The 24937-nt window shown below is 53.9% G+C and carries 24 protein-coding genes; 14 read left to right on the forward strand and 10 right to left on the reverse strand.

The annotated features are described in order from the left end of the window. The first annotated feature begins 21 nt into the window (after nucleotides 1–21). From IDM48_RS01145 to fdhD, 3 genes are all read left to right on the forward strand, one after another. Complete coding sequence (locus tag IDM48_RS01145) at nucleotides 22–1104, forward strand: enoyl-CoA hydratase/isomerase family protein (protein WP_068172446.1); 1083 nt, start codon at nucleotides 22–24, stop codon at nucleotides 1102–1104. Nucleotides 1105–1213: 109 nt separating this feature from the next. After that, on the forward strand, nucleotides 1214–1498 hold the full coding sequence (locus IDM48_RS01150) for a DUF6457 domain-containing protein (RefSeq protein ID WP_068172445.1): 285 nt from the start codon (nucleotides 1214–1216) through the stop codon (nucleotides 1496–1498). Continuing rightward, nucleotides 1485–2315, forward strand: coding sequence for a formate dehydrogenase accessory sulfurtransferase FdhD (fdhD, locus tag IDM48_RS01155; protein WP_068172442.1), 831 nt, complete (start codon nucleotides 1485–1487; stop codon nucleotides 2313–2315). Before IDM48_RS01150 ends, fdhD begins: the two co-directional genes overlap by 14 nt. Before the next feature lie 81 nt (nucleotides 2316–2396). On the opposite strand, the gene IDM48_RS01160 is transcribed toward fdhD, so the two are convergent. Both IDM48_RS01160 and IDM48_RS11885 read right to left on the reverse strand, forming a co-directional pair. Next, complete coding sequence (locus tag IDM48_RS01160) at nucleotides 2397–2789, reverse strand: hypothetical protein (RefSeq protein ID WP_151146299.1); 393 nt, start codon at nucleotides 2787–2789, stop codon at nucleotides 2397–2399. A gap of 112 nt (nucleotides 2790–2901) precedes the next feature. Next, entirely contained in the window at nucleotides 2902–3333 is a 432-nt protein-coding gene (locus IDM48_RS11885; protein ID WP_476655334.1) for a helix-turn-helix transcriptional regulator, read from the reverse strand. A 79-nt stretch (nucleotides 3334–3412) separates the two neighbouring features. On the opposite strand from IDM48_RS11885, the gene IDM48_RS01170 reads away from it, so the two are divergent. After that, nucleotides 3413–5719, forward strand: a complete 2307-nt coding sequence (locus IDM48_RS01170) for an FdhF/YdeP family oxidoreductase (protein ID WP_190617695.1) — start codon at nucleotides 3413–3415, stop codon at nucleotides 5717–5719. Between the two features lie 167 nt (nucleotides 5720–5886). Here the strand turns inward: IDM48_RS01170 and IDM48_RS01175 are convergent, their stop codons facing one another. Beyond that, nucleotides 5887–7269: a glyceraldehyde-3-phosphate dehydrogenase gene (locus tag IDM48_RS01175; protein ID WP_238398061.1), complete on the reverse strand. Its 1383-nt coding sequence runs from the start codon at nucleotides 7267–7269 to the stop codon at nucleotides 5887–5889. 360 nt (nucleotides 7270–7629) lie between these two features. Between IDM48_RS01175 and IDM48_RS01180 the strand changes: the two genes are divergently transcribed. The 4 genes from IDM48_RS01180 to IDM48_RS01195 all read left to right on the forward strand — a co-directional run bounded on the left by IDM48_RS01180 (nucleotide 7630) and on the right by IDM48_RS01195 (nucleotide 10901). Beyond that, a complete protein-coding gene (locus IDM48_RS01180) occupies nucleotides 7630–8571 on the forward strand; it encodes a carbohydrate kinase family protein (protein ID WP_190617699.1) in 942 nt (313 codons plus the stop codon). Between the two features lie 45 nt (nucleotides 8572–8616). After that, a complete protein-coding gene (locus tag IDM48_RS01185; RefSeq protein WP_190617701.1) occupies nucleotides 8617–9141 on the forward strand; it encodes a YbhB/YbcL family Raf kinase inhibitor-like protein in 525 nt (174 codons plus the stop codon). Nucleotides 9142–9144: 3 nt separating this feature from the next. Then, a complete protein-coding gene (locus IDM48_RS01190; RefSeq protein ID WP_190617703.1) occupies nucleotides 9145–9960 on the forward strand; it encodes a Cof-type HAD-IIB family hydrolase in 816 nt (271 codons plus the stop codon). Nucleotides 9961–10091: 131 nt separating this feature from the next. Next, entirely contained in the window at nucleotides 10092–10901 is an 810-nt protein-coding gene (locus IDM48_RS01195; protein WP_190617704.1) for a glycerophosphodiester phosphodiesterase family protein, read from the forward strand. Between the two features lie 205 nt (nucleotides 10902–11106). Here IDM48_RS01195 and IDM48_RS01200 read toward each other — a convergent pair whose 3' ends face one another. Then, a complete protein-coding gene (locus tag IDM48_RS01200) occupies nucleotides 11107–12441 on the reverse strand; it encodes a uracil-xanthine permease family protein (protein ID WP_151146313.1) in 1335 nt (444 codons plus the stop codon). A gap of 285 nt (nucleotides 12442–12726) precedes the next feature. Here IDM48_RS01200 and IDM48_RS01205 point away from each other — a divergent pair, with 285 nt between their 5' ends. The 6 genes from IDM48_RS01205 to mnhG are packed head-to-tail and all read left to right on the forward strand — an operon-like array spanning nucleotide 12727 to nucleotide 19495. Next, nucleotides 12727–15888, forward strand: coding sequence for a Na+/H+ antiporter subunit A (locus tag IDM48_RS01205; protein WP_190617706.1), 3162 nt, complete (start codon nucleotides 12727–12729; stop codon nucleotides 15886–15888). Beyond that, on the forward strand, nucleotides 15888–16436 hold the full coding sequence (locus IDM48_RS01210; protein WP_190617708.1) for a Na(+)/H(+) antiporter subunit C: 549 nt from the start codon (nucleotides 15888–15890) through the stop codon (nucleotides 16434–16436). Before IDM48_RS01205 ends, IDM48_RS01210 begins: the two co-directional genes overlap by 1 nt. Beyond that, entirely contained in the window at nucleotides 16433–18100 is a 1668-nt protein-coding gene (locus tag IDM48_RS01215; protein ID WP_190617709.1) for a Na+/H+ antiporter subunit D, read from the forward strand. Before IDM48_RS01210 ends, IDM48_RS01215 begins: the two co-directional genes overlap by 4 nt. Then, the gene (locus IDM48_RS01220) at nucleotides 18100–18687 is read left to right on the forward strand and encodes a Na+/H+ antiporter subunit E (protein ID WP_068172409.1); all 588 of its coding nucleotides are present in this window, start codon (nucleotides 18100–18102) and stop codon (nucleotides 18685–18687) included. The genes IDM48_RS01215 and IDM48_RS01220 overlap by 1 nt, the downstream gene beginning before the upstream one ends. Then, on the forward strand, nucleotides 18684–19076 hold the full coding sequence (locus IDM48_RS01225) for an MrpF/PhaF family protein (protein WP_068172406.1): 393 nt from the start codon (nucleotides 18684–18686) through the stop codon (nucleotides 19074–19076). Before IDM48_RS01220 ends, IDM48_RS01225 begins: the two co-directional genes overlap by 4 nt. Continuing rightward, the gene (mnhG, locus tag IDM48_RS01230) at nucleotides 19073–19495 is read left to right on the forward strand and encodes a monovalent cation/H(+) antiporter subunit G (RefSeq protein ID WP_068172404.1); all 423 of its coding nucleotides are present in this window, start codon (nucleotides 19073–19075) and stop codon (nucleotides 19493–19495) included. The genes IDM48_RS01225 and mnhG overlap by 4 nt, the downstream gene beginning before the upstream one ends. Before the next feature lie 47 nt (nucleotides 19496–19542). Here the strand turns inward: mnhG and IDM48_RS01235 are convergent, their stop codons facing one another. From IDM48_RS01235 to IDM48_RS01260, 6 genes are all read right to left on the reverse strand, one after another. Beyond that, nucleotides 19543–20316: an SDR family oxidoreductase gene (locus IDM48_RS01235; protein WP_145174133.1), complete on the reverse strand. Its 774-nt coding sequence runs from the start codon at nucleotides 20314–20316 to the stop codon at nucleotides 19543–19545. A 42-nt stretch (nucleotides 20317–20358) separates the two neighbouring features. Further along, nucleotides 20359–21165 carry an ABC transporter permease gene (locus IDM48_RS01240; protein WP_202939897.1) on the reverse strand — a complete coding sequence of 269 codons (807 nt, stop codon included), beginning with the start codon at nucleotides 21163–21165 and terminating at the stop codon, nucleotides 20359–20361. Further along, nucleotides 21162–22373, reverse strand: a complete 1212-nt coding sequence (locus IDM48_RS01245) for an ABC transporter substrate-binding protein (protein ID WP_238397999.1) — start codon at nucleotides 22371–22373, stop codon at nucleotides 21162–21164. The genes IDM48_RS01240 and IDM48_RS01245 overlap by 4 nt, the downstream gene beginning before the upstream one ends. Nucleotides 22374–22381: 8 nt before the next feature. Further along, the gene (locus IDM48_RS01250) at nucleotides 22382–23167 is read right to left on the reverse strand and encodes an ABC transporter ATP-binding protein (protein ID WP_190617711.1); all 786 of its coding nucleotides are present in this window, start codon (nucleotides 23165–23167) and stop codon (nucleotides 22382–22384) included. 18 nt (nucleotides 23168–23185) lie between these two features. Next, a complete protein-coding gene (locus IDM48_RS01255; protein WP_238398001.1) occupies nucleotides 23186–24214 on the reverse strand; it encodes an acyl-CoA dehydrogenase family protein in 1029 nt (342 codons plus the stop codon). A 148-nt stretch (nucleotides 24215–24362) separates the two neighbouring features. Continuing rightward, complete coding sequence (locus IDM48_RS01260) at nucleotides 24363–24896, reverse strand: DUF4242 domain-containing protein (protein WP_190617713.1); 534 nt, start codon at nucleotides 24894–24896, stop codon at nucleotides 24363–24365. Nucleotides 24897–24937 lie beyond the last annotated feature (41 nt).

A 24937-nucleotide genomic window follows, 5' to 3' on the forward strand; every position in this document is an offset into this window, starting at 1 on the left:
CTCTAGGCGAAGGAGCAGGTCATGACCGAACACGTAGGGCAAGAGTCCCAGATTCTCTTTGAAAACCGCGGAACTCTGGGCGTTATCACCGTCAACCGTCCGCGCGCACTCAACGCACTCAGCTATGACATGCTCCGAGGAATCGACCGGGCGCTCACCCAGTGCGAGAGCGATAGCCGCGTCAAAGCAGTGCTCATTCAAGGCGCTGGTGAGAAAGGGCTGTGTGCAGGGGGCGACGTCGTCTCGCTTTACCACCTGATTGACTCGGGCGATTTAGGCGAGGGCGAAGAATACTTTCGCGCCGAATACACCTTGAATAACCGAATTTCTAAGTCCCCTAAGCCTATCGTGGCTATCATGGACGGCATCGTTCTCGGCGGCGGAGTGGGGATCTCCGCGCATGCTTCCCACCGCGTGGTCACTGAAAAAACTAGGCTGGGCATGCCGGAAACCGGAATTGGTTTCGCTCCAGATATTGGTGGGCTCAAGCTACTTTCACAGGCGCCCCGCCAGCTCGGCACAGCAATGGCGCTGACAGGTCGGTACGTAGGCGCGGCAGATGCGATAGTCTGCGGACTCGCCGACTACTATGTGCACACCGAAAAACTTGGCGAACTTATCTCCTATCTCGAAAGCGCCACCGACGCTCAATCAATCGAATTGGTGATCTCCAAGTTCGTGGGCAACACCCCTGAATCGGTGATGGCTTTGAATGCCTTTTGGATTAACACGGCGTTCGCCGGGAACAGCGCCGAACAAATTCGCGACGCCGTGGCAGAGCACGCAGAACAGGGCAACCCGCTGGCGGCAGAACTCATCGAAGCAATGCGCCACAACAGCCCCACGGGAATTAAAACAGCCCTCTTCGGTATCCGCCGGGCAAAGACTGCGACCCTCGCAGAGACTCTCAACCGTGACTACAACATGGCAGTTAACGCTATGAGATCACACGATATGAAAGAGGGAATTCGCGCCCAAGTCATTGACAAAGACCGTGACCCCCAGTGGGATCCTGCGACCCTTGAAGAAGTCAGCGAAACCTATGCCGCTAGTTTCTACAATCAGCCAGACGGCATCGCAGGTCTTGGGCTGAAAGACTACTAACCTCGGCGTCTTTGCCGGACAAGAAATAATAAATCTGTCCCGCGCGTTATACAACCCGGGTAAAAAATGCTGATAAAACACCTACCGCAGAACAAAGGAGGAGACCAGCATGAGCAAACATGAACCTGATGACCTCAAACAGGCGCAAGAATTTTTGGTGAGCGTTGCAGAGAAACTGGACCTCGACCCCGCTATCGTGAAAGAAACCATGCCCTACCTATTGGGCATGACCAAGCACGTAGCCCACGACGCCGTTCGCCCCGCAGCGCCTCTGTCGGCTTTCTTGGTGGGGTTGGCAACAGGAACCGCGGGTGCCACCGACGCTCAGGGCGTGCGTGACCGTATCGAAAAAGTAGAAGAAGCAATGAAAGAGTTCTCGCATGGGCAGAGTTAACATATCGGTTCCCGCCACCAAAGTGCGCCGAAATGAAGACGGCTCGTACTCGGTAGACCGTCGTGCGGACGCGATTACCGCAGAGGAACCGCTGGAAATTCGGCTCTCAGGTGCCACCATCACTACCACCATGCGCACCCCCGGTAATGATTTGGAACTGGCGCATGGTTTCTTGCACTCGGAGGGTCTGATTCGCCAGGCACAGGATGTTTCGAATGCCCGTTATTGTGCTGGTGCTACCGGTCCCGATGGCCAGAACACCTACAATGTGTTGGACGTTCAAACTGCCAGTTATGTGCGTGCCCCCGGTCTTGAAAACCTGCGGTTGACTACCACTAACTCTGCATGCGGAGTGTGCGGGTCAGCATCCATTGGGTCAATTATGGACAAAGCCTACCGCCCCGTTCAGCCGGTCAAACTTTCCCCTGATTTGATCCTTTCTCTGCCGGAAGTGTTGCGCGGGGAGCAGAAACAGTTCCGCCGTACCGGGGGTATTCATGCTGCCGGTGCTTTCGAATCTGACGGCACGATGATTGTGGCCCGTGAAGATATTGGTCGCCACAACGCTGCCGATAAGGTGATTGGGCATCTAATGCTTGAAGATACCCTTGATACTCCCGGGCGCATTCTGGTGATGAGTTCGCGCGCTTCTTTCGAGTTGGTGCAGAAGGCAATTATGGCGGGTTTCTCGGCGCTGATTGCGGTGTCGGCGCCGTCGTCTCTCGCTGTTGAGCTGGCAAAGGAAGCCGGACTGACGCTGGTGGCTTTCACCCGCGAAAACCGGTTCAACCTGTATTCCGGAGAACTGGATATATAGGTTTGACGGGCGAGTGACCGTCTGAGCCTGTTTTGACCAGGTATACGTGGTCAAAACGAGCTACGCCGGTCACTCGGCTAGTTAGTCCTCTAATTCTGCTTCCAGACGCGCGGTGTCAGACGCCCGAACTCGGTTCATCTTTTTCACGGCGCCCGTCCCACCGATAAACGCACCAAGGAGTCCTCCGGCAATTGCTCCTCCTATCAAGAGCGGGAAGAGTTCAAAATTTGAGGTTTGGCGGAGTACGACGTTGTACAAAATTCCCACTCCTTGAATCAGCTCCAGAACGACGACGATCGCTAAGGTCCCAGGCAGAATAATGGGTTTGGGGCGAGGAGCATAATGTTTACTCCACCCTTGGCCAAAAGCGATGCCAATTAACAGCGGGAAGAATACGAGTAGCGAGAGTAGCGAACGGACGCCAGGAATGGTCCATGCCAGGACTGCTCCCATTGAGTAGAGCGTGTAGGGCAAGGTACTGACGAAAACTGTATTTGACTGATTTTCGATTTTCTCTTGGTACTCGTCATCTACATATTCTTTGACAGTTCAGTATGAAAATCTCCAAAACGTTTGATGAGTGCGCTCACTGAGTTTCCTGTTCTTTCCCGAAAATTTGTTCCACTGATTTCCCCAGTACCTGGCAAATTTCTAATGCAAGGTGTACAGAGGGCGAGTAATTCCCTTTTTCGATATTTGCAATGGTCTGCCGAGAGACTGCAACTTTTTCTGCTAATTCACTTTGTGAAATATCGTTCCATCGCCGCCACCTACGGACTGAGTTAGGGGGTTTTTCATCCATGTTTGAGAAAGTTTCTTCGTAGAGTGTTTTCTTTAAATGTAAAGAATACTTTCCATTTAAGCAAGAAAAATTGCCTTGTGCTTTGAAATCGTCAAGAGAACAAAAGAAAAGTACATTCTTCCAGTAAAAATACATGCTTGAGCTTGTACTGATGTACGCGAAAATGTACAGAAACCCCAGGCAGCGTTCCGACGTCTCCCCCTCCTGTGACTTCATTTTCCTGATCAACCTTTCGCAGTCTCTAAAAGTTGCTAGAACCTTAATTTCCCCTCAGCAACCTGCTAGATTTGAAAGTATGAATGCGCCTCACGAAACCTCAACACTCCCTACGGTAAGTAGCGTCAGCGAAGTTGCTAACGCCTACGACTACCCGAAAATTGGACGCCGCGTAACTTCCGCAGCCGGACTCGGTGGCGTCTACCACGCCATGGAAATGGCAGGTAAAAACCGCGGACTTCTGCCCCTGCTGAAAATGAACCAGCACGGCGGTATCGACTGCCCTTCTTGCGCTTGGCCTGAGCCAAACCAGAATGACATGAACGTGGTCGAATTCTGTGAAAACGGCGCAAAAGCTGTTTCAGAAGAAACCACTCCAGACCGTGCCGACGCCGATTTCTGGGCAAAGTACACCGTCCAGGAACTGCGTGACCAGACTGACTTCTGGCTGGGCAAGCAGGGCCGTATTACCGAACCCATGCTCTATGATCGCTCCACTGGGGACGAACATTACCGCCCCGTCTCCTGGGAAAAAGCGTTCGCGCTCATCAAGGATCAGTTGAAGTCTCTGGACGATCCTAACCAGGCTGTTTTCTACACCTCGGGCCGTGCGTCCAATGAAGCTGCGTATGCTTTTCAGCTTCTCGCTCGTCGTCTGGGCACCAACAACCTGCCTGACTGTGGCAACCTCTGCCATGAATCAACCGGTGTAGCGCTCTCCTCGACTGTTGGTTTGGGTAAGGGCTCCATCACCATTAATGACCTTGAAACCACAGACTTGCTGATTTCAATCGGTCAGAACCCCGGCACCAACCACCCCCGTTCGTTGACTTCTTTCAAGAAGCTCAAAGAAAACGGCGGCAAGATGGTTGTTATCAACCCCATGCCTGAAACCGGTTTGATGGAGTTCAAAGAACCTCAGTCGGTCAAGGGAATGCTCGGTGTTTCGGAGAAGCTTGCCGACGAGTACTTGCAGGTTCGTCTTGACGGCGACCGTGCTTTCTTCCAGCAGCTCAACCGCGAACTTCTGCGCCGCGATGCCATCGATAAGGTATTCATCGAGAAGTTCACCTCCGGTTTTGATGCGACTGTTAAGCACCTGATGTCGTTGGACGACGCCGTCCTCGAACGCGGCTCGGGTATCTCGGCAACCGAGGTGAGCCGTATCGCGGACATGGTTGAAAAGGCTGAGTCTGTCATTGTTTCGTGGACCCTTGGCGTTACTCAGCACAAGAACGCTGTTTCCACTTTGCGTGAAGTTATGAACTTCCTGTTGATGACCGGCAACATTGGTAAGCCCGGTGCCGGTACCGCGCCTTTCCGCGGTCACTCCAACGTGCAGGGTAACCGTACCGTTGGTATCTGGGAGAAAATGCCTCCCCGATTCTTAGATGCGCTGCAGGATTACTTCGGTTTTAATCCTCCGCGCGAAAATGGTCTGGATTCAGTGGATTCACTGAAGCAGATTCGCGACGGCAAGAACAAATTCTTCATGTCTCTGGGCGGTAACCTGGTGCGTGTTGCCTCTGATACCTCGGCGGTTGAGCGTGGCATGAGTCAGCAGGAAATGACCGTTCATCTTTCCACTAAGCCCAACGGCGCTCATGCTTGGCCTGGTGAGAAGTCGCTGATTTTGCCTGTGCGTGCTCGTACCGATGAGGACATCCAGGCAACCGGCCCGCAGAAAATTACCGTAGAAAACTCTGCTGGTGTGGTTTCCGCTTCGATTGGTAAGCGCACCGCGAATAATGATCTCAACCTCAAATCAGAGGTCGACATCATTTGCTCCATCGGTCGCGAGACCTTCGGGGACGATTTTTGGCAGCCCATGATTGACGATTACGGCAACATCCGTAACGCAATCGAGGGAACCATCATTGGTTTTGACCGCTACAACGAGAGAATTGAACGCCCTGGCGGGTTCTACCTGCCTAACGGTCCTCGTCAGCGCGTATTCAACACTTCCGACGGTAAGGCTCATTTCTCGGTCAACGAGACCAACGTTATTGACCTACCTGAGAACTACTTCTTGATGTCCACGGTGCGTTCACATGACCAGTACAACTCGACTATCTACGGTTTGGACGATCGTTACCGCGGTGTTCGCCACGGACGTCGTGTGGTTTTCGTGAACCCTGAGGATCTCGAAAAGCGTGGTCTGAAGGACGGCGACCTGGTGGATATCGTGTCGGTTTGGGACGACGGCGAACGTCGTGCGCCTAACTTCCGCGTGGTGGCTTACGATCATGCCCGTGACTGCGTGACCACGTACTTCCCCGAGGCGAACGTGCTGGTTCCGTTGGATTCCTCTGCTGAAGAATCCAACACCCCCGTTTACAAGTCGGTTGTTGTTCGACTAGAACCTTTGGGCATCAACATGATGTAAATCTGGTGAGGCGCTAGAAAAGCCCGGTTCCGTTGCAGGCGGTGCCGGGCTTTTTTGTGCTGTTTGGGTTCCGGAAAGAAGAGGGTCACTAAATCAGTGAAAGTGCACTTAAATAAGTGCACTTTCACTGATTTAGTGACCCATTAGCGGTTGGCGCCCGCTAATCCCTAGCCAACTTTGGGGAAAGTCGGCACGGTAGCGCCAGCCATCTTCTCTACCACCCGGATAACCTGGCAGGAGTAACCGAATTCGTTGTCGTACCAGACGTAGAGAATCGCGGTTTTGCCGGTGACGATGGTTGCCAAACCGTCAACAATGCCCGCGGTGCGTGAACCAACGAAATCTGTGGAAACAACCTCATGGGAATCGGTGTAGTCAATCTGACGGCGCAGCGGGGAACGCAAGGAGGTCTCGCGGAGCAATTCGTTGAGAGCGTCCTTAGATTCAGGAGCTTTCTCCAACTGCAGGTTCAAAATCGCCATGGAGACATCGGGGGTGGGAACGCGAATCGCGTTACCGGTGAGCTTGCCCTCCATCTCGGGCAGAGCCTTCGCTACTGCCTTAGCCGCACCAGTTTCGGTAATGACCATGTTTAGCGCTGCCGAACGTCCACGGCGGTCGCCCTTGTGGAAGTTATCAATGAGGTTCTGATCATTAGTGAAGGAGTGAACGGTTTCTACGTGACCGTGAACCACGCCGAATTCATCTCCCATGACCTTCAAAACGGGGGTGATGGCGTTGGTGGTGCAGGAAGCGGCAGACAGAATCTGGTCTGAATCAGTAATGATGTTGTCGTTGACTCCGCACACGATGTTCTTCAAATCGCCCTTACCGGGAGCGGTGAGCAGAACGCGGGAGACACCAGGGCACTGCAGATGCTGGGAAAGACCTTCGCGGTCACGCCAGCGACCGGTGTTATCTACAACGATGGCATTATTGATGCCGTATTCGGTGTAGTCAACGGAGGCAGGGTCAGAGGAATAGATGAACTGAATGGGTGCACCGTTCGCTACGATGACGTTGTTCTCTTCATCCACGCGGATGGTTCCGCGGAAGGCGCCGTGTACGGAGTCGCGGCGCAGGAGGGAAGCACGCTTGTGAAGGTCATTCTCGCCGTTCTTGCGCACCACAACAGCACGAAGGTTCAGGCTTGAACCGGAGGAGCGTTCCAGCAGGATGCGAGCGAGAAGGCGCCCGATGCGACCAAAACCGTAGAGAACGACGTCCTGCTGAGCTAGCTCGACTTCGCCCTTCTTGTCGACGACCTCAGAGAGTTCGTTGCGAAGCCAACCTGCAAGGTCATCTGAACCGGATTCAACGAACTTGTGCCAGAGCTGGGCAATGCCGATGGAGCAGGGGCCAAGGTTGAGTGCAAGGAGCTCGTTGAGAATGGCGAGGGAGTTCTTGGGGTCTAGCTCTTCGTCATCAATCTGACGGGCAAAACGGTGTAGCTTGAGAATCTGAATGACAGAGCGATTGACCAGTGAGCGGCCGTGGATGCTTACCACCACGCCGTTTTCACGGTTGAGTTTGCCGATGAGCGGAATCATCGCTTCGGCATCAGCCTCGCGGTCGAGCCATTTTTCGTGTGCGTTTTCTAGCGCAGTGGCCACTGAAAAACCTTCTTCCTCGATCGAACGCCTTTGTATCGATCGGTTAGCGTGCAGGAGGATCTTATTCGTTCAAAACGCACGATGTGTCTGCACACGTTCGAGACGTTTTTGAATCGAATTGCACATCAAGCATAACTGGTTTGGGCGGCGTGTTCTGTATGTTTCAGGTGCTGTGGGGTATGAATCTGTTGCCGGTGTTTTGTCTGTTTGGTCTTGTGTGGGGGAGTGTGTGAAGTTGAGAGATAACACAGACGGTTTTCAGACATAACCGCACCTGCGCACGGGTAGAATGTGAGCATGCTGACAGTTATTGGCGAAGCCCTTATAGACGTTGTAAATAAGCCCCACCAGCCGTTGCAGGCGCACCCGGGTGGTTCCCCGATGAATGTGGCAGTTGGGGTCTCTCGACTGGGCCATGACGCGGAGTTCATCGGTCGGTTTGGTCGCGATGAACACGGGCAGATGATCGTGGCTCACCTGAAAGATTCAGGCGTGAAAATTCCGATTTCTGCGGATGACAAGAAAACCTCTGTTGCACAGGCAAATATTGGTGAGTCTGGCGCGGCTGAGTATGAGTTCGATATTGACTGGTCGCTGGAATCTGCCCAGGATGAGCTTGCTTATGCTACGCGCCACTCCACCGCCGTCCACGTGGGGTCTATCGGAGCCATGTTGGAGCCCGGTGCATCTTCGGTAGTTCAAACGGTGAAAGATGCCGCAGAGACCGCGCTTATTTCGTATGACCCAAATTGCCGACCCACTATCATCCCGGATTCTTCGCAGGCTCGTGCGTGGGCGGAATCGGTGGTGCCGCACACCGACCTCATCAAAGCATCCGATGAGGATTTGCTGTGGCTGTACCCGAATCGCTCTATCGAAGAGACCGCACAGGCATGGCTTGAAAAAGGCGCCTCGTTGGTAGTGGTGACGCGCGGTGAGATGGGAGTGTACGCCATCAATTCCTCCATGGCTCCTTCTGGCGTTGAGATTCCCGCCTTTCGGGTTGAAGTTGCAGATACGGTAGGCGCCGGTGATTCTCTCATGGCAGCACTTATTGCTTATTTGCTAGACCGAGACATTGAAGGGGCCGCTGCCGCTGAAAAGCTGGCTGCTCTCTCTGTTGATGAGCTGAAGAAAATGCTGACCTACGCCACAACCGCCGCAGGTATTACAGTATCGCGTGCTGGTGCTAACCCGCCCTCGCGCGAAGAGCTTGAAGAAGTACTAAGCCAGGGTTAGTTTCGCTAGACTTAACCCAGTAATGAAACTTACCTAAGGAGAAACATGCTTGACCGCCAGCCTTACCAAGATTTGCCCGAATTGCCTACCTTCGAGCTTCGTTCCAGCGATGTAGAAGACGGCGGATTGGCCGAAGACTGGATGCTTTCAGCGAAGATGGGAATCGAAAAGGGTACCGATACCATGCCGCAGCTTTCCTGGAGCGGTTTTCCTGAAGAAACCAAGTCATTTGTGGTGACTTGCTTTGACCCGGACGCCCCTACCCCTTCAGGGTTCTGGCACTACAGCGTGGCTAATCTTCCCGTTTCTACCACTTCCTTAGAGCGCGGTCACGGCGATCAGCTCCCTGCAGGTGCTGTTGCCCAGAAGAATGACGGCGGCTCCTTGGAATTCACCGGCTTTGCTCCTCCTGCCGGTCACGGCGCGCATCGCTACACCTTCTGTGTCACCGCCGTAGATACCGCAAAGTTGGATGTCGACGAGAACACCACCCCCGCCGTCGTCAATTTCAATCTCTTTACTCACGGTATTGCGCGAGCATTCCTTACCGTGATTCACGAAGAAAAATAATTCATGATCAAGCTGATCGCCAGCGACTTAGACGGTACGCTGCTGGGAAAAGATTTTAGGTTTCGCCCCCGCACGCTTGCCGCTTTAGAGGAAGCGGCGGGTGCCGGTATCGACATTGTGTTCGTGACCGGTCGCCCGCACCGCTGGCTGGATCCGTTGCGTGATCAGATGGAACATGACGCCTTTGCAATTTGCTCTAACGGCGCGGTGCTCTACCACCTAGGTACCGATGAGGTGGTTTCCACTGAGCTGACAGATATGAAAGACGTCGCCGCTGTGCATCCCACGCTGGCGGCAGAATTTCCTGAGGCGTCTTTTACCCTGGAAACAATGGACACCGTATTTATCCAGGGGAAATACGAGTACGGTCCGGTGCTAGAGGGAGCCCAAATAGTTGAGGGTTCATTCGATGAAGTACTGGAGCGCGCGGACGGCGTCGTGAAATATCTGATGCAGGTGGACGGCGCTGACCCCGAGACTCTCTATTGGCGTACTTTGCCTTTGGTGGAGGATTACCTTGCTCTCACCATCGGAATCAACGGTGTTCCGTTGATGGAGATGGCACGCAAGGGCATGCACAAAGGGCAGACGCTGGCAAAGTTCGCCAATGAACGCGGCATTAAAGCTAGTGAAGTCATTGCTTTTGGTGACATGCCTAATGACTTAGAAATGTTGCAGTGGGCGGGGGAGGGCTACGCCATGGCATCGGGATCACCGCGGCTTATTGAAGCGGTGGGTAGAACCTGCCCTCGATTTGATGAGGACGGCGTGGCGCAGATGATTGAGCGCGTTGTAGCTAGTCAGCCCAAAGTTATTTAACTGATGCAGCGTGGGTAAGTATGCGTTCCTTAACCGGAATATTGCCTAATGAAGGGTCAGTTTTGGGTATTTATGCAATAAAAATCTTCTATAGTCGAATCTAAGTTACTGCCCGGTAGTAAGCTAGGAGTATGCATATTTTCGGCAAACCTGTCCCCTTTACCGCATCTTTTGAGCCCTTTGCGCATCGCGGTTTTGCGCTGGACGTACCCGAAAATACTATTGCCGCTTTTCAGAAAGCAGCGGCGCTGGGCGTGCGGTGGATGGAAATTGACGTTCATACTACCTCCGACGGTGTCGTCATCGTTTTTCATGACTCCACCCTCAACCGGATGGTGGGAATTTCTGGGAAGGTCTGCGACAAAACGTGGACTGAAATTCAAGCTTTTGATTTGCCAGGCGGCCACAAAATTCCCACGTTAGAACAAACGCTGGTTGAGCTCCCCGAGCTTTTCTTTAACATCGATGTGAAGGACGACGCCTCAGCGCAAGCTCTGCCTGAGGTAGTGGCAAAAACCGGGGCAATAAATCGTGTTCGCATTGCTTCTTTCTCAGAGAAGCGCAGAGCTGCGACCGTCAAAAAAATGCGAGCACTTGCACCAGATAGCGTTATTAAGACCAGTGCATCTGAGCTCGCTATGTATGGATTTTACGTAGCGGCGCATACCGTGCCCGCGTTGTGGCCTGTGATGAAACGGCTGGCAAGTCCGTTCTTCGAAGATTTTGAGTCAATGCAGATTCCACTGACTTATAAGTTTTTGGGCAAAAACTTTACGGTGGTTACTCCCCAACTGGTACAAACCGCCCACCGTTTCGGGTTGACCGTGCAGGTATGGACTATCGATAATCCTCAGGTAATGCGTGACCTACTCGAAATTGGAGTGGATGGCATCGTGACCAACCGATCGGACGTTTTGCGTGAAGTGTTAGACGCCGCCTAAAGTTCTATTTCCGAAAAACATGAAATCCCAGGCTTTTCCCAAGGTCTATCAACCCTCTTACAAGGTAAATGGGGTTATATATAAGTAACGGTTTGAGAGAACCGAGCTGAGAAGCGAAATGTGTGTGAGTGATTCACCGTTTCTGTAGGTGAATCAGCAAATGGTCGTGCTGGGGAGCGCGGCCATTTGCTTTTAACGTGAAAGGTTATTTACCGAGTGAATCGACTCGTGGCTCCAGCGGTTCTGGCGCCGAGTTGCGGCGTCGGGCAATGAAAGCCATGAGGTGATATGTAACCAGGGTGGCGGCAGTTCCTAGCGCGATACCGGCGAACTGCAGGTTACCAATATCCCAGGTGTAGTCGGCGATGCCCACGATGAGGGCCACGGAGGCGGCGGTGAGGTTCACCTGATTGGAGAAATCCACTTTGTTCTCTACCCAGATGCGTACACCCAGCATACCGATCATGCCGTAGAGAACTGTGGCTGCGCCACCGAGTACGCCGGCGGGTACTGATGCTACTGCTGCGCCGAAGACGGGCAGGATGGAAAGCAGGATGGCGAAGATTGCGGCTACCCAGTAAGCAGCAGTGGAGTACACCTTGGTGGCTGCCATAACGCCGATATTTTCTGCATAAGTGGTAGTACCTGAACCGCCGCCTGCGCCCGCAATAGTGGTGGCTAGACCATCTGCCATGAGCGCGCGTCCGGAGTATTTGTCGAGGTTGTCACCGGTCATTAGCGCTACGGATTTTACGTGTCCGATATTTTCTGCCACTAGAACAAGAATGACGGGAATGAACAGGCCCGCTAGATTCCAGTGAAATTCGGGAGTCTGGAAATGCGGTAGTCCAAAGAGCCCTTGGTTTTCCCAGGCTTCGTGGATAGCGGTGAAGTCTACTTCGCCACGGATGACGGCGGTGATGTATCCGATTACTACGCCCAGTAGGATCGAGAGTCTGCCGAAGATTCCTTTGAAGAGAACCGAAATCAGGATAATCGAGACCAGAGTGACGAGCGCTGTGATAGGAGCTTTCATAAAGTTCGCTTTGGCGCTGGGAGCAAGGTTGAAACCAATCAGCGCCACAATGGCGCCGGTGACCAGCGGTGGCATGAGTTTGGTGAGCCATCCGGTTCCGGCTATTTGCACGATGAGCCCCACGAGGAAGAGCGCGATACCCGCCATCACGATGCCACCGAGCGAACCGGCGGGGCCGTACTGGTTAGAGGCCGCTGCTAGCGGCGCAATGAACGCAAAGGACGAACCGAGGTAAGACGGTACACGGCCGGCTGTGAGTAGCAAGAAAAGGATAGTGCCAATACCCGAGAAGAAAAGGGTGGTGGACGGCGGGAAGCCGGTCAGGAGAGGAACGAGAAAGGTCGCTCCAAACATTGCCACTACATGCTGAGCACCAATGCCGATGGTTCGCCCCCAGGTGAGGCGTTCATAAGGTGCGACGACGGCACCCGGTGCTACCGTTTTGCCGTCGCCGTGTAGCCGCCAGGCAAAGGCAGAATGGCGCTCGGAATGTTCTGAGCTCATAGAAATGCTCCAAAAATCAGGGGTGTGAGAATCGTTGATTATTCTACGCGCCTGAATAAAAAGTGCAGGGATGTAGCTAACCGTAGAGCATCTAGCGAGGTGGAAAAGTGGCAGGAAAGAAGTCAGTGTATTTTCAGCCGCTGAATGTATTACCTATTGCACCATTTGTAACAACCTAAAATAAGCGAAATTGGGGGTGATTTACACTATCTTTCCCTTCCCCCGAAATGGTCAGATGGCTTACAATTAGGGGAGGTTCTGCCCACGATTCCAAAGGCTATCTCTGTGGTAACAATTCTTCTAGCTTTTTTCGTGGTGTGGCTGTGCACGCCGCTTATCTATCGAGGCTTGGGTCATAAGACTTTCTACGCACTGGCATTACTTCCTGCCGGTGCTCTCATCTATGTGCTCACCAAAACGTCCCAGATTATGAATGGTGAGCCCTGGGTTGAAAAATTCGAGTGGATTCCCGCTCTCAATCTAGAGCTGACTTTTCGTATGGACGTGCTGTCTTGGGTGATGAGCTTGCTTGTACTGGGCGTTGGCTCGCTCGTACTTTTTTATTGCACCTCGTATTTCAGTCACTCCTCGGAGAGCGTTGGCGGTTTCGCCGCTCACCTGTTCAGCTTCTGTGCGGCTATGTTCGGGTTAATCACGGCCGATGACTTTATAGTCATGTTCATCTTCTGGGAAATCACCACCATCCTTTCCTATCTGCTCATTGGCCACGCCCATAACAGGTTGTCCGCTCGTCGATCTGCCTTGCAGGCCTTGACGGTCACAACAGCCGGTGGCCTCGCCATGTTCGTCGGAATTATCATGTTGGGCCAGAGCGCTGGCACCTACAGCTTGGCAGAACTGGTAGCTCGCGGACCCGCTCTTGTTGCCGATATTGAAGCCGGGCACGGAATTTTGACGGGTGCGCAGCTCTCTATCGCACTGTTTTTGATTCTGTGCGGTGCGCTGAGTAAATCGGCGTTGTTCCCGTTGCATTTCTGGCTCCCCGGGGCGATGGCGGCACCTACGCCCGTCTCTGCTTACCTGCACGCAGCGGCAATGGTGAAAGCGGGTATTTACCTGCTGATTCGCCTCTCACCCGGTTACGGCATGGTTGCCATTTGGGAAAACACGCTGGTTATTTTCGGCGCTTTCACGATGGTCTTTGGTGGTTGGGTTGCTCTCAAGCAAACAGACCTCAAACTCATTCTTGCTTACGGCACCGTGAGCCAGCTCGGTTTTCTCGCACTGATTGTCTCAGCGGGAACACCTAATGCGCTCTACGCAGCTATGGCTATGATGCTGGCGCATTCACTCTTTAAAGCAGCGCTCTTCCTCACCGTAGGAATTATTGACCATCAGTCGGGCACACGAAATATCCACAAACTCTCGGGTATCTTTCGCAGAGCCCCTGTACTGTTTGCCGTCGGTCTTATCTCTGCGGCGTCCATGGCAGGTATCCCTCCGCTGGCTGGTTTCGTGGCCAAAGAAGCAGTACTGGAAACCTACCTTGAACGACTCATGCATGCAGAAAACGGTAGCGTGCTATTGCTCGACCTCGTGACTGTGGGCGCTATCGTGGTGGGCTCCATGCTTACCTTCGCCTATTCTGCGCGTTTTGTGTGGGGCGCTTTCGCTACAAAACCTGCAAGCTTTATGGAGAATATTGATGAGATCAAGTTCTGCCAGACTCATTATGACCGCAACCCTGCAAAACTTGCTCACCTCGAAAAAAGCCCCGATACTCTCTTCCACCGTGTGAACTTCACCTTCATTGCATCGCCGGTGGTCTTGACCTTACTGACCATCGCATTCGGGCTATATCCCGAGCCGGTACACCACTGGATTTCTAGCCACCTGAAGAAAATTGGCGAATACGATCTTCACCTAGCTCTCTGGCACGGAGTGAACCCCGCCTTCCTCACCAGTCTCGGCATCATGACGGTGGGTATGGTGCTTTTCCTTACTCGCAACCCCATAGAAACATTCCAAAACCGGATTCCCACCTGGCCAGCGGCATCCACCGTCTACCGCAATATTGTTGACGTCTTGGATCGCCTAGCAGTATGGGTCACCGGTCAAACTCAGCGTGGTTCACTCGGCTTCTACCTGGGCATTATCCTGAGCACCGCTGTGATCGTGCCGACTATTGTGCTTTTCCTAGCAGAAACCCCTCCGCTTGCTAATATTCGCGTGAACGTGAACCCCGCTGAATGGGCTATCGCGCTGGTGATGATTACCGCAGCGCTGGTAGTGCTCTGGGCACGCAAACGTTTCTTGGCGATCTTGATGGTCTCGGTAACCGGCTACGGCATGGCAGCACTCTTCGCTGTGCGTGCCGCCCCCGACCTCGCTATTACTCAGTTCCTAGTAGAAACCCTCTCGCTCGTCGCCTTTGTGTTGGCACTACGAGTACTACCTCGAAACATCCGTACGCAGAAGCTGACGGGCAAGCGCGAACAAACCCACCAGAGTATCCGAATCGTCATCGCTATTGGCTTCGGCATTTTGATGATGGCGCTTGCCATGTTCACCTTCTCCTCGCGGAGTCTGCAGCCCATCTCACTGGAACTACCCAAGATGGCGTACGAAATTGGCGACGGCACAAACATCGTCAACGTCATTCTCGTGGACACTCGTGGCTGGGATACCTTCGGCGAAATTTCAGTACTGGCTCTTGCCGCAACCGGTGTGGCATCCCTACTTTTCATTGAAGGACGCCGTGACCGCGGCGCCTCTAAGAACCTGGATACTCAGGTGCTTCAAATCTTTGAGAAGCGCTACGCTGCACGCACGAATTTGACCGCTGAACAGAAGGTTGCCGGCCGTTTCTCTAGCGTGCACCGCGATCCTTTCATCGTTGCTGGTCGAACCCTGCCGCCCGAGCGTCGTTCAATTCTGTTAGAAGTCATGACACGCCTGCTCTTCCATACGCTGATTATGGTCTCGCTCTACCTGCTGGTGGCCGGTCACAACCTGCCTGGTGGCGGTTTTGCTGGCGGTCTGCTGGTCGGTCTCGCCTTTGCCGTGCGGTATTTGGCAGGCGGTGGGCGTGAGCTTCGTGCGGCATCCCCGATTCCTCCCGGCGTGTTCCTGGGAACGGGTCTTGCCGTTGCCGCGCTCTACGCTGCCACACCTCTACTCTTTGGCGATCCCGTATTTACCAGCTACACGCTCCAATGGTCTATGCCGGTGTTTGGCGACGTCAAGTTCGTTACGGCAACTATCTTTGATATCGGTGTGTACCTGCTGGTTATTGGGCTAGCGCTCGACGTCATCCGCTCCTTCGGCGAAAAGATCGATGTGAAAATTGCTGAAAACCGCAAACAAGAAGCACGGCGGCGCAACAATGCGGTGGCGGAGAAAAAACGACAGGTTGCAGATAGAAAGGCAGCTACCGGTCAGCAATCTACGCAAGTTCTAGTCACTGAAGAAGGAGGCAACCGGTAATGGCAATTGATCTTAGCCTCATTCTTGTAATGGGTGTCATGTACGGCGTTGGCGTGTACTTGGTGCTTGACCGCACCATGACCCGCGTGATGCTTGGCCTCTTGCTGTTGACTAACGCCACCAACCTGCTCATTTTCCATGCCGGTGGTCCTGCCGGTCTGGCTCCTATCTTCAATAAAGATATAGCAGCCGGAGACTACTCAGACCCCCTACCGCAAGCACTGGTTCTCACCTCGATTGTGATTTCCTTTGCTGTGACTGCCCTAATGCTTGGCCTCATCTACCGCGCTTGGGTCCTCTCCCATGGCGATGAAATTAAGGACGACGCCGAAGACCGCAAGGTGGCAACGAAACCTTCGTACGACCCGGAAGAAGACACTCCGGCATCGACTGACAGCTCAGAATTTGATGGTGATGAGCAAACCCGCGAAAGGGAATTCAAAATCAAAGAGGAGAAAAGGAAATCTTCCAGTCTCGAATCGCAGAAAACTACGGCGCGCATCGCTAAAGATAGTTCTGATATAGCAGGGCAGAAGGAACACGCATGAATACAGTAGCTTTAGCGCCCCTGTGCGTGGCAATTCTTTTCCTTGCGGCAGCGGTTACCTTTACGCTCTCGCACCGCGTGCGTTTGCAACGCTTGGTTTCGCTCGTTGCCCTGGTGACTGTTCTGTCCTTGGAAGCTACTTTGGTGGTCTCAGCGTGGGATGGCGAGCCGCAGGCAGTGTTGCTGGCTAACTGGCCGGCGCCTTTTGGTATCACTATGGTGGTGGACCAGCTTTCCTCGCTGTTGCTGGTGGTGAGCTCAATTATTTCGCTCGCCGTGTTGATTTTCGCTTCCGGTCAGGACATCGCAGATAACGACCACGAAGTGCCAATTTCGGTGTTTTACCCGACCTACCTGCTTCTTTTAGCGGGCGTCTCTAACGCCTTCTTAGCAGGCGATCTCTTCAACCTGTACGTGGGATTTGAGATTCTGCTGATGGCAAGTTACGTGCTCATTACAATGAATGCAAACACACCGCGTATTCGCTCGGGTACCACTTACGTCGTGGTATCGGTGGTTTCCTCGATTCTGTTCTTGACTGCTATCGGATTCATTTATGCCTCGGTGGGGACCGTCAATATGGCAGATCTTTCACTGAAACTGCAGACTTTACCTCTGGGTACTCAGCTTCAACTCCATCTGATGCTCTTGATTGCGTTTGGTATCAAGGCGGCTGTCTTCCCGCTTTCGCTGTGGCTTCCGGACTCTTACCCCACCGCCCCGGCGCCCGTTACTGCGGTCTTCGCTGGCTTGCTCACCAAGGTGGGCGTGTATGCGATTATACGAACAGAAACCCTCCTCTTCCCAGGGGGTGCGCTGGACGGGTTGCTCAGCGTGGTTGCTATCTTGACCCTTATCGTAGGAATTTTGGGCGCATTGGCTCAGGGCGACATCAAACGTATGCTCTCTTTCATTCTGATTAGCCATATCGGCTATATGATCTGGGGCATCGCGTTGAATAACCAGCTAGGCATGACTACCGTCGTGTTCTACATTGCCCACCACATCGTGATTCAGACCGGACTGTTCCTGGTGGTCGCGCTCATCGAACGACGCGGCGGATCAGCGAACGTTGAACGCCTCGGCGGCATGCTCAAGGTAGCCCCCTGGCTAGCGGTTCTCTACTTCATCCCAGCAATTAACCTGGGCGGTATTCCGCCGTTCTCAGGATTCATTGGAAAAGTCGGCTTGCTCCAGGCATCTGTTGAAGCTAATACCGGGATGGCCTATGCCATGTCTGGGGTGGGCGTCTTGGTCTCGCTTCTGACTCTGCTTGCCCTCACCCGCGTTTGGAACAAAGTATTTTGGCGCTCAGCGACCAAAGCAGAAAAACCCACCAAGGTTATTTTGCGAGCTGAGCACGATGCCACCGCAAAGGGAAAGAACCAATTGGATCGTCACGACCACAAGCCAATCCCCGTTTCGATGGTTGCTTCAACCGTGGGCTTAGTAGCAGTGGGTACTTCAATTACTTTCTTCGCTGCGCCGCTATTCCAGCTCGCTGAACATGCATCAGATAACCTCATGCATCCTGACCGCTATATCGAATCGGTTCTAGGACCTCAAACGCCTACCCGTGAGGACTACCTCGGTGAATTCCTGGACCAGCAAAACGCCGTAGATAATGAGGACGCAAGTAACGACGGCGAAGTGGTGACCGAATAATGACTCACTCCAATCATTCACTGTTGACCCGATTCCTCCACGGAATCCCCTCTTTTCTGTGGCTCACTTTCGTATGGTGTGCCGCCTGGCGAGATTTCGGGCTACCTAGCGTAGCGTTCGGCGCGATTCTAGCGCTTCTAGTGCTCTTGGTTTTCCGCCTACCCACGCTGTACCTCTCCAACAGGTTTAACATCTGGTATGCCCTGGTGTTTTTGGGGTACTTCACTTACCAGGTTGCCCGAGCCAGTATGGAAGTTTTCTGGTTCGCGTTGACCTACAAAGCACCTCTGCGTAACTCAGTTGTTGCGGTGAAACTTCGCACCGAATCCGACCTGTGGATTACCGCGATTTCGCATGCTATGTCGCTGATTCCGGGCTCTCTCGTCGTTGATGTTGACCGCGGCAACTCGATTCTTTACTTCCACGTACTGAATGCTTCGGGTCAAGACGCCGCGGAAGAATTTCGTGTTGAAGCCCATCGGATTGAAGCGATGATTCTCAAAGCGGTAGGGAGCAAAGAAGAATTCGCCATGATTACAGCGGATGAATCTCGTAGCAAGACGGCGAAAGGAAGTCACCGCGCATGAGTACTACCGTGATTTGGATCTGCGGTCTGATTTTGACCGTAGCGGCTTGCGGGACCGTGTACCGCATTTGGCGCGGTCCCACGCTTCTAGACCGGGTGCTTGCCAGCGACGTTCTCGTCTCGATTATCGTGGCGGTTCTGTGCGTGAATATGGTGGCTAAGGATTCCTACGAACTCATCACGCTGATTCTGCTGATTTCGATGGTGGGTTTTATTGGCTCAGTGACCGTTGCCCTCTACGCTAACAATGCGCCCTCCCGCGAGAAACGCCTGGAACCTTCCCGTATTCAGGAAGTTAACCGCAATGACCCGCAGGCTGCCCAGCGCTTGGCTGAAGCTAAACGTGTGGCGAAAGCTCGCAAACGCAAGAAGATTAAGGAAGGTAAATGATGGATGCTTTTCTCAATGTTCTAGAGGCAGTTTGCTTGGTTCTCGGGTGCCTGATGTCCTTGGGCGCCGCCATCGGTCTGATTCGGTTTCCCGATATTCTTTCCCGCCTCCACGCCGGCACCAAGCCTCAGGTTTTTGGTCTGATGCTTCTCTTGCTGGCTGTGCTGATTGATACTCGCAGTTGGGCGTATCTGCCGGTGTTGGTGGTCTCGCTCCTGCTGCAGCTGCTGACTATTCCTATTTCTGCGCATATGGTGGGCCGCTCCGGTTACCGTAACAAGCACTTCCCCGCAGGGGACTTGAAGCAGGATGATCTGCGTACCGTCATCGAAGAGGCAGAAGCCGAAGAGAACGCGACAGACCCCCAGGGTGAGGATTCGCAGCCGGAGAGCGACGTCGATTCTATGCGGACTTCGTAGTACCTCCCGAGTTTGATACAAACTCGGGGTGGGGACGTCGCACCCCGTTATTTTGCCCCGAAACCGCCGTTGGAGTGGAGGAGTTGGCCGTTGATCCAGCTGCCGGCGTCGGAGAACAAGAAACGGACTAAATCTGCGGTGTCTTGGGGTTTACCCAGATGCCCTGCGGGGGTCTGGGCGGCGAGATATTGTTCTGTTGCTTCATCCATCCACCCTGTATTGATGGGGCCAGGATTGATGAGGTTGCAGCGGAAACCTCGTGCGCCCAGCTCGATCCCGCTGGCAATCACTAGGCGATCGAGAGCTCCCTTAGACGAGCCGTAGGGCAGGTTATGTGCGGTGTGATCGCTGGTTAGAGCCACTACGCGTTTGAGATTCTGCGGGTTTGTATCTGCTGACTCTGCGAAAGCTTTGATAAGAAGCCAATTAGCACGCACATTTACCGCATAATGTCGGTCCCAGCTCTCCACTGTGGTGTTGAGGACGTCGCTGTCTACACTCTCGCAGTGGGAAAGAACAAGCCCAGTGAGTTCTCCAAATCCTTGCTCACGGTGGAGTTTTTCTGCGTGGTCAATAAGCTTCTGCGGTGTGGAAGGGTCTTCGAGGTTGACTGGGAGCAGCTCAACGTTTACACTTTGTTGGCGAGCAAATGTGACAAGTTCGTCGAGGTCAGCGTTGCTGCGGGGTAACTCCAGCCGGTCGTCGTAGGGGTGCCAGTAGTTCAGCAATAGGTCCCAGCCTTCGGATGCGAGTTGCTGGGCGACGGCGTAGGCAATGGAATTGCGGCGTCCGACTCCGGTGATTAGCGCTAAACGATTCATAGATTTCCTTACTGCTCACAGACTTTGTATCAAATCTCTTTACTACCGCAGCACTTTTTGCGCGGCCCAATCTAGCACCATACCGAGCGCACCGATTACCAGGATGACGGCGAGCATCTCGTCATAGGCTAAGCGGTCGCGTGCGTTGAGAATTTCATAGCCTAGCCCTGAAGAAACACCGAGCATCTCTGCGGGAACAATAATGACCCAGGCAATTCCCAACGCCAACCGAATCCCCGCGAGCACGTAAGGCTTAATACTGGGAACGACGACGGTGCGGAGCACCTCTGACGGGGTTGCCCCGAGAGTTTGGGCTACTTGGAGATGTTGCTGGTCGAGTGCACGCACGCCAGAAACCGTGTTCAGCGTGATAGGCCAGATTGCAGCCATTGCCACGAGAAAAATAACCGGTGATGAACCTACGCCAAAGAGTGCCACTGCAATGGGCGCCCAGGAGAGGGGTGACACCATGCGCAGAAACTGGACCAGCGGGGCTGAAAACTGGTTAGCGGCTTGAGAAAAACCGATGAGTAACCCCAGCGGAATGCCGACTAGTACGGCGATTGCAAGCCCGGCAAGTAGTCGCCAGAGGCTTACCCCAATATCAGAGAGCAGCACCCCGCGCCCTATCAACGCCGCAAAAGCTGAGGGAATATTTTCTGGAGCGAAAGCGGTGAGCATGGTGTTTCCCCGAGCTGAATGGGTAAAAACCCACCAAAGAGCTACCGCAAAAATAATTCCTGCGGCGCCCCACATCCACCCTGGAACGGTAGAGGTTCGCCGATCTTTTACCTGATGCGGGGTAGCTGAAACCGCTTCTTCTGGCTGCTCAGAGGTGAGTAGGCTCATGGGGTAACTCCTGAAGTTGTTTCGCCGTCGATCTGTTCTTGCCGGGTAGTTCCTGATTGTCCAAAAACTCCGAATCCGCCCACCGATGCAATCGCCTGGGTCACTAATTCTTCATTCACTAGATCCCGGTGCACGCTGACAGGGTCGAGTTTGTTCAAGAAGTCAGTAGGAGCATCCATGAGCGTCTCGCGCATATGAACCACCAACTCTTCGGTGAAACTTGCGTACGGGTAAGGCTGGAACTGCAAGAGCTGCCCGCCCCAGGACGGATTCTTGACGGCGTCGCGGTGCTCTGAAAGATGATCGGTCATGGCACGTTCGATAGCCTTAGGTTTTTGCGGCAAAAAGTTATCTGAGAGAATCTTTGCCGCTTCTTTTCGATGCTCGCGGGCAAAAATCTGTGCTTCAACGAGAGCGTTAGTAAAGTTTTGGGCAACCTCGCTATGTTGTTCGATGAGCGAGCCGCGCATGAGGGTAACGCAGCAGGCGTGGTCGCGCCAGACGTCGCCCATGAAGCGGTGAATCCTACCTACCTTCGATGCCACTGCCGCTGCGTTGAACGGGTCAGCTACGGTGAATCCGGCGATAGTGCCGTTGGCAAGGGCGGGAATCATGTCAGAGGGAGCCATGACGACGAGGGCCACCTCGCCCCGATCGGCGTCGGCAGTTTTACGGATCACCGGGGTGAGCCCAGCCTCGCGCAGAATCTTCTGCACCAAAATATTATGAATCGAAAACCAGCCGGGAATAGCTACGGTTTTACCCGCCAGTTGAGCGGTCTCCACGATCGAGGGCGCAACCGTGAAAGCGGACCCGTTGACGTGATTCCATGCGACGATTTGAGCGTCAGCACCCACATCGTACTTCAGGTAAACCGCCATGGGCATGAGCAGATGAATGACGTCCACCGTACCCGAAATAAACGCTTCGGTCAGCGACGACCAGGAACGGAACATGACCGGTTTCGCCACAGAGATTCCGTGTTGGGTGTAGAGACCTTGCTTGTGAGCCAGCAGGAGAGGAGCGGAATCGGTAATGGGAAGGTAACCGATTTTGAGCGCTCCACCCACTTCGACACCCGCTGCTTCCTTACCCGACGCTCGTCCTAATGCTGCCGCGCTCGCCAGGGAGCCTCCGGCTGCCACGGTGCCGCCGGTAGCCCACAGCGCTGTGCGTCGAGAGATACGTCTACTCTTCTGGTGGGACACGTCTGTTCCTAAAAAGTTGGGGAGTGGGCAGGTTTATCGGACAGATCTTTCGCTGACTCATCGCGTAGTGAACCACTAAACGTAGCGCGGTCGCTATCCCCATCATTCCGGTAGTATTCGAGGATTTCCTCGTGGGTAACCTGCTCATGAGCGGGGGACCAAAATTGCGTAAAGCCTTGCTGGGCGCGGAAGAAACCGATTCGATCGCCTACCGTGAGCGCTTCGGAAATATCGTGGGAAACCATCAGTACGGTGAGGTCGAGTTCTTCAATTAGACTGCGTAACCACCCCTGTAGTTCGCTACGGGTAGCGGGGTCGAGAGCGGAGAAAGGCTCATCTAAGAGCAAGAGCGACGGTTGAATCGCCAGAGCCCGACCAATCGAAACCCGTTGTGCCTGACCCCCTGAAATTTCATTGACCTTGCGATCTTCTAACCCCTGCAGACCCAACCGTTCGATCAGCCGATTAACGGTGGGAGCATCGACTCGTCCCGCGTTCTTCTTGTACTGAGCACCGAGCGCGATATTCTCTCGTACGGTGAGCCAGGGGAACAGCGCAGCCTGTTGAAAGACGACCGCATGGCGAGTTCCAGGCGCTACGTGCACGCTTCCTGAATCTAGTTCTTCAAGTCCTGCGACAGCACGTAAAAGGGTGGATTTTCCAGACCCTGTGTGTCCGAGGATGACGAATGCTTCACCGGGATTGAGGTCTAGCGAGACGTCGTGGAGAGTTGGCTCACTGGCACCGGGGTACGTTTTGAAGGCGTTAGCGATGGTGAGTGCGGGAGTGTTCATGAGTTGCGGCTGTGGCTGTTACTGGGCATGGCTGAGTTCATATCGGAGATGGCCCTCAGTAGGCGACTGCACCGGCAAGAACTGTGATTCGCGCAGTCTGCGTGCTGAGGGACTGTTGGTTTTGTAGGCTTTGCCGCCGACGGTCGCCAGTTCGATACGGGTGGCGGCGGTGGCAAGATGCGCGGCGTCAAGTCGAAGCTGCAACACGCGGCGTCGTTCAACCTGCTGGGGATGTTCAGCGAGCTCGGTGATCTCGGTGCGTAGACGTTCGTATTCGGCGCGGATGGTGGCGAATTCATCACGGAATATACCCTGGGCGACGTCGAGGTGATCAGCTGCAGAGTTCAGTGCGGCAGCGCCGAGCCCGAGGCAGAAAGAGGATTGCACCAACAGGAAAGGGGCGAGAATCTTCTGGAGAAAACCGGGGACGTCGCGGGTCATGATGTCGGCTTCAGGCACGAAGAGGTTTTCGATCTTGATAAAACCGGATTCGGTGGCATCCAGAGCTAGAAGACCTTTTTGGTATTTCACGTTGAAGCCGTCGGCGTCTACACGGGTCTGCACAATGTATTTGGTGGGTTCGCCTGCTGCGGTGTCGTCCACTATGACCGGGAGAACCACCACGCCGCCGGGGTAGAGGTTGGATGCCCAAGAGATAACTCCGTTGAGTTGCAAGCCGCCCTCTACGTGGGTGGCGTGTACCTGAATTTCACCGACTCCCGAGGAGTCCTTGAACGCCGCCGCCATGGCGGTAGTGCCGGTGGTTTCTCCGGTTGCTAGACCGTCCGGTAGCGGCAAATCAAGTGCATCAAAGAACGCGATGGTTGAGCGGTGCGCCCAGAGCGAGAAAGCTGTAGATGCGCATTCTGTGGCAAGATCAAATCCCACTGCGACCTGGGGCAGTAGTGAGCCATCCCTGCCCAGGGTCAACAATCCCTGGGAACCGAGTGTCCGCAACGTATCAAAAGGTGAATACTTATCGTGATCGACGTCTTCGGCGTGCTCTCGCGCCAGATCGAGTACCTGCTGGCGCTGGGGGGTAATCAAAGAGAGGTTCAAGAGTGAAATCAGACATGGCGTGCTCTTTCTAGCGGCAAAACTTCTTGAAAAGCGGGGTATAAATGCGAAAAAAGGGTGTAAAAACGCCGCCGCGCAGACTTATCACAAGTGGCGGCGGCGTTGCTAAAAGAAACCCTTATGCTTCGTTCAGCTTGAAGATGCGGTCAATAGGGGTGTTGACTGCTTCGCGTGCGCGGCGCAGAGCATCTTCATCAGGGGCGTCATAGAAGCAGAGGCACTTTGCGGTATCTTCGCGGACGTAGGTGCGCAAGAAAGAAACCTCGGGAACTTTTGCGTAGTTAGGGGAGTTTGCCTTCTTACGAGCGAGGTACTGATCCATGGTAATTTCCGCGGGAATGTCCCACTCAATCAGGTATTCGGCGTTGGACTTGAGCTTCTTGATATCGTCCAAATCTGCGCCGACGAGGCGAACTTCGTCCGGCCCTGCCAAGGAGGCCTTGCCATCGAAAGCAGTCTTGAAAGCATCGGCAAATACGCCGGGGTTGTTTGATTCTACGATGACGTAGATGGTCTTGAAGTCAGAGGTTACCTGGGTTTCAATGAGCTCAGCTTCGGTCTGCTGCAGCGCCTGACCGGCATCTTCAATGAGCGCGGTCGCGTTCTCTTTGGAGGCGTCTTGCGGGGTGAGTTCTACGAGGTAAAGAGTCATGGTTGTTTCCTTTCTCGGACGTCGAGTTCTGTAATAATCAA

Origin of the sequence: Rothia amarae (genome assembly GCF_014705945.2) — a bacterium.
Lineage (GTDB): Bacteria > Actinomycetota > Actinomycetes > Actinomycetales > Micrococcaceae > Rothia > Rothia amarae.

Excerpts from the sequence above, each read along its gene's own strand:
- IDM48_RS01145 (WP_068172446.1), top strand. The coding sequence starts at position 22 with ATGACCGAACACGTAGGGCAAGAGTCCCAGATTCTCTTTGAAAACCGC.
- IDM48_RS01150 (WP_068172445.1), top strand. The coding sequence starts at position 1,214 with ATGAGCAAACATGAACCTGATGACCTCAAACAGGCGCAAGAATTTTTG.
- fdhD (WP_068172442.1), top strand. The coding sequence starts at position 1,485 with ATGGGCAGAGTTAACATATCGGTTCCCGCCACCAAAGTGCGCCGAAAT.
- IDM48_RS11885 (WP_476655334.1), bottom strand. The coding sequence starts at position 3,333 with ATGAAGTCACAGGAGGGGGAGACGTCGGAACGCTGCCTGGGGTTTCTG.
- IDM48_RS01170 (WP_190617695.1), top strand. The coding sequence starts at position 3,413 with ATGAATGCGCCTCACGAAACCTCAACACTCCCTACGGTAAGTAGCGTC.
- IDM48_RS01175 (WP_238398061.1), bottom strand. The coding sequence starts at position 7,269 with ATGATTCCGCTCATCGGCAAACTCAACCGTGAAAACGGCGTGGTGGTA.
- IDM48_RS01180 (WP_190617699.1), top strand. The coding sequence starts at position 7,630 with ATGCTGACAGTTATTGGCGAAGCCCTTATAGACGTTGTAAATAAGCCC.
- IDM48_RS01185 (WP_190617701.1), top strand. The coding sequence starts at position 8,617 with ATGCTTGACCGCCAGCCTTACCAAGATTTGCCCGAATTGCCTACCTTC.
- IDM48_RS01190 (WP_190617703.1), top strand. The coding sequence starts at position 9,145 with ATGATCAAGCTGATCGCCAGCGACTTAGACGGTACGCTGCTGGGAAAA.
- IDM48_RS01195 (WP_190617704.1), top strand. The coding sequence starts at position 10,092 with ATGCATATTTTCGGCAAACCTGTCCCCTTTACCGCATCTTTTGAGCCC.
- IDM48_RS01200 (WP_151146313.1), bottom strand. The coding sequence starts at position 12,441 with ATGAGCTCAGAACATTCCGAGCGCCATTCTGCCTTTGCCTGGCGGCTA.
- IDM48_RS01210 (WP_190617708.1), top strand. The coding sequence starts at position 15,888 with ATGGCAATTGATCTTAGCCTCATTCTTGTAATGGGTGTCATGTACGGC.
- IDM48_RS01215 (WP_190617709.1), top strand. The coding sequence starts at position 16,433 with ATGAATACAGTAGCTTTAGCGCCCCTGTGCGTGGCAATTCTTTTCCTT.
- IDM48_RS01220 (WP_068172409.1), top strand. The coding sequence starts at position 18,100 with ATGACTCACTCCAATCATTCACTGTTGACCCGATTCCTCCACGGAATC.
- IDM48_RS01225 (WP_068172406.1), top strand. The coding sequence starts at position 18,684 with ATGAGTACTACCGTGATTTGGATCTGCGGTCTGATTTTGACCGTAGCG.
- mnhG (WP_068172404.1), top strand. The coding sequence starts at position 19,073 with ATGATGGATGCTTTTCTCAATGTTCTAGAGGCAGTTTGCTTGGTTCTC.
- IDM48_RS01235 (WP_145174133.1), bottom strand. The coding sequence starts at position 20,316 with ATGAATCGTTTAGCGCTAATCACCGGAGTCGGACGCCGCAATTCCATT.
- IDM48_RS01240 (WP_202939897.1), bottom strand. The coding sequence starts at position 21,165 with ATGAGCCTACTCACCTCTGAGCAGCCAGAAGAAGCGGTTTCAGCTACC.
- IDM48_RS01250 (WP_190617711.1), bottom strand. The coding sequence starts at position 23,167 with ATGAACACTCCCGCACTCACCATCGCTAACGCCTTCAAAACGTACCCC.
- IDM48_RS01260 (WP_190617713.1), bottom strand. The coding sequence starts at position 24,896 with ATGACTCTTTACCTCGTAGAACTCACCCCGCAAGACGCCTCCAAAGAG.